This is a genomic window from Aureitalea sp. L0-47, from assembly GCF_026126405.1.
Lineage (GTDB): Bacteria > Bacteroidota > Bacteroidia > Flavobacteriales > Flavobacteriaceae > Pukyongia.
On sequence record NZ_JAFMTQ010000034.1, the window covers coordinates 1 to 3,772 of the forward strand.

General features: G+C 44.2%; 2 protein-coding genes and 1 tRNA gene. 1 reads left to right on the top strand and 2 read right to left on the bottom strand.

Annotated features, from left to right (window positions below):
• Positions 1–823: 823 nt before the first annotated feature.
• Together J1N09_RS15315 and J1N09_RS15320 are read right to left on the bottom strand one after the other, a co-directional pair.
• Positions 824–1,672, bottom strand: a complete 849-nt coding sequence (locus J1N09_RS15315; RefSeq protein WP_265201157.1) for an aminotransferase class IV — start codon at positions 1,670–1,672, stop codon at positions 824–826.
• 849 nt (positions 1,673–2,521) lie between these two features.
• A complete protein-coding gene (locus tag J1N09_RS15320; RefSeq protein ID WP_265201158.1) occupies positions 2,522–2,911 on the bottom strand; it encodes an START-like domain-containing protein in 390 nt (129 codons plus the stop codon).
• A gap of 196 nt (positions 2,912–3,107) precedes the next feature.
• Between J1N09_RS15320 and J1N09_RS15325 the strand changes: the two genes are divergently transcribed.
• Positions 3,108–3,181, top strand: a tRNA-Met gene (locus J1N09_RS15325).
• The last annotated feature ends 591 nt before the right edge of the window (positions 3,182–3,772 follow it).

The window sequence follows — 3,772 nt, forward strand, 5'->3', positions numbered from 1 at the left end:
TGTCCGATGTCCGATGTCCGATGTCCGATGTCCGATGTCCGATGTCCGATGTCCGATGTCCGATGTCCGATGTCCGATGTCCGATGTCCGATGTCGAAAGTACAAGGCAAATTAAACTCCTAACCTTCTAAACTCATAAACTTTTGTTGTCCGATGTCGGGTGTCCGATGTTGGGTGTTGGGTGTCGGAAGTCAGAAGTCGGAAGTCAGAAGTCGGAAGTCGGAAGTAAAATAAACTCATAAGCTTCTAAACTCATAAGCTTCTAAACTCATAAATTTTTGTTGTCCGGTGTCGGGTGTCCGGTGTCCGGTGTCCGGTGTTGGGTGTCGGAAGTCCGAAGTCAGAAGTCAGAAGTCGGAAGTCGGAAGTCGGAAGTCGGAAGTAAAATAAACTCCTAAGCTTCTAAACTCATAAACTTTTGTTGTCCGATGTCGGGTGTCCGATGTCGGGTGTCCGATGTCGGGTGTCCGGTGTTGGGTGTCGGAAGTCCGAAGTCAGAAGTCAGAAGTCAGAAGTCGGAAGTCGGAAGTCGGAAGTAAAATAAACTCATAAGCTTCTAAACTCATAAACTTTTGTTGTCCGATGTCGGGTGTCCGATGTCGGGTGTCCGATGTCGGGTGTCCGATGTCGGGTGTCCGATGTCGGGTGTCCGGTGTCCGGTGTCCGGTGTCTATTTTTTTACCTAGCGATCTAAGATTCCAAGAGCGTAGCGATACTAATAACGAAGTGATACTAATATACCTATATCTAAAAGTCGGAAGTCGGAAGTTAGAATACAAGAATAAACAAATCAACGTATCAACAAATCAACAACCACACACTCCTACTCTAACCTCGCCTTCACATTCAGTTTAGCCAGAAGTTCCTTAGCCACCTTATTATCGTAGGTTTTCTTGCGATACTTTGTAACGGGCTGGATACCTCCAATCACGTTGGTGATAAAGATCTCATCTGCTTTCTGAAGTTCAAAAGGAGAAACTGTTTCTTCCTCAAGGATATAATCGGGCAGTTTGCCAAGAATATCGATGATCTGTTTCCGAAGTACACCCTTCAGGCAGCCGTCGGATAAGGGAGGAGTTTTTATCTTGTAACCGTTCACCAGGAAGATATTTCCGTTAAGGGCCTCCACCACCATTTTGTTCTCATTCAGGATGAGGCAGTTCTGGTAATCGTTCTCTTCAGCATAAATACTACCCAGCACTGAAACCAGTTTATTGTTTGTCTTTAAGGTGGAAAGCAAGCCTGAGTTTATATAGTGATCCTTAAATAATTCGATCTCGTAGTTTTCTTCTGAAATAGTGTAGAAAGGTGTGTCGAGCTCTTCGAGTTGGATCATAAATTCGACCTCACGGTGTTTGGGACCGTATTTCCCACCCCATTTTCGCCAAATGGTAAGTCGGATACGGCAGGTCTTTTTTTCAGCTTCGGAAGCCGTTATGGTAGTATTTATTTCCTCCTCCAGGTGTTCCATTGTGAAGTTCATAGGAATCTCCATCCTAAGGATACGCATGGCAGCCATCAATCGAAAATAGTGGTCTTCCCAGAAGAAAAGCTTACCACCTGAGTAGCGCATTGTTTCAAAAACCGAATCCCCGAAATGGAGTCCGCGATTGTTAGTGGATATTTCTGCGCTAGCCGCGTCGAGTAGTTTGCCGTTAAGGTTTAGTTTCATGTTTCAGAAGAAATTTCGAATAGCAAAGATACGGCTTGCTTCTGGTATTTTGGTAAGGTGGAATGTTAGTATTTTAGATTTCAATCTCTCCAACGATGGTGCTGCTGTCACTTCGAGTGTTTTCGAGCAAGGTGGATGTGCGATGTCGTTTCGGGTGTTATATTACCTCGTAGTTGTTCTCTTCATTTTCTTTGCTCATCCAAAGAAATTGACGAAGGAGATTCACGAACTCAGATTTATCAAATATCCTTGAGTGAGTAAAACGAAGCAACCCGCCCGAACGTACCGTTCGGTACGGGCGGGAAGAAAAGATGCCTTTTCGTAGGTATTTTTGGTCCTTCAGCCCAAAACCATTCGGGTGCATTCCTCTCATCACGCTGTTGCGTGATTCGTCGGATGCAGAAAAATCACTACATGGCTTCGCGATTTCTTAGCGGAAATTACTCATCTATACTGACGAAAAGGGTTTTAATTAACGCCCAGTCAAAAACTCGACCTTCAGAAAGAACTACGTAAAATTCAAGGTTGCGGAGCGATTAACACGTTCTGTTGTTCGAAGGCTGCGAAGCAGACTAGGTTAAGAACGTGCAGCAACGCGACCGTAGTAATTTAGTAGTTGTTTGTGCTGGTCTAGATTTTTTGGTTCTTTTTCATCAATGGAAAAAGAACATAAAAGAATTTGGGCAATGCAAAAAAGAAGGGATGTAAATTATTAAAAAGTTGGTTCTCGATACAACCCACCTTCGTGAGCCTACTTCGCCGAAGTGGCTTGGCTACGAAGGCTGAAAAGCTTCGGTGGATCACTCGAACTGACAATTGAATAATAAGTTTCTAAGATTGAGAACTAAATCAAGTAGACCCCAGTATATGTTTAAGTTCAGAGATCATATTGGTCCAAAGCAACTTCCCCTCCTCTACCTCATCTTCGTCTTCAGCGAAGTCGGTAACCATAAGAGAAACGTCCTTGGTGATCTCGTCTACCTGGATGCGGAGCTCGAAAAAATAGTTGGTGTCTTCGTCTTCCAACCAACGGAATTTAATACGCTCTCCGTTCTTTTTGCCTAGTAGTTTGGCTTTTTCTTCACTTCCTTCCCATATGAAAGTAAAATACTCGCCTCGTGAGTTTACGTTATCGGCGTACCACTCACTCATGCCGGACGGGGTTGATATATATTGATACAGCAGTGAAGGTGAAACCTGTATCGGGAATTCCATTTCGTATTTTACTTTATCTTCCATATGCTTTTTGGTTAGCAAGTGTCCAATATAGATATTAATTGTAAACTGCCAAAAAATTGGGGGCGGGATTTTTCCTAAAGAAGAATGTAAAAAACTAAGAGCGGTATTTGCTAAGCTATAATTTGTTGCTATCTTTGCCCATCCTTTGCCACACCTTGCTGTGGCTTCAGAGGGCATGGGCCTAAAATAGCAGAATGGCGTGGTAGCTCAGGTGGTTAGAGCGTCGGATTCATAACCCGGAGGTCGGGAGTTCAAGTCTCCCTCACGCTACAAAAGTGAAACCCAACACAAAAGTGTTGGGTTTTTTCTTTTGAGGGCGACGAAAACTTGTTTTCGGAAGTCATCGAAAGAAAAAACTCCAAAGCGAAGCTTTGCGGGTTTCACGTATTGTGAAGCCTACCCCAAAAGACTCAGCGAACGAAGTGAGCTAATTCTCCCAAATCAAAAATCTTGGTGGAACCCAAGCGAAGCTTTGCGGGTTTCACGTATTGTGAAGCCTACCCCAAAAGACTCGCGAGATGCGCCGAAGGCGGATGGAGCAATTCTCCCTCCTTAAATAGTTTTGTGGAACCCACGCGAAGCTTTGTGGGTTTCACGTATTGTAAAGCCTACCCCAGAAGACTCAGCGAACGAAGTGAGCTAATTCTCCCAAATGATACATTTTCGTGGAACCAAAGCGAAGCTTTGTGGGTTTCATGTATTGTAAAGCCTACCCCAAAAGACTCAGCGAACGAAGTGAGCTAATTCTCCCATATCAAAAATCTTGGTGGAACCCAAGCGAAGCTTTGTGGGTTTCACGTATTGTGAAGCCTACCCCAAAAGACTAGCGAGATGCGCCGAAGGCGGATGGAGCAATTCTCC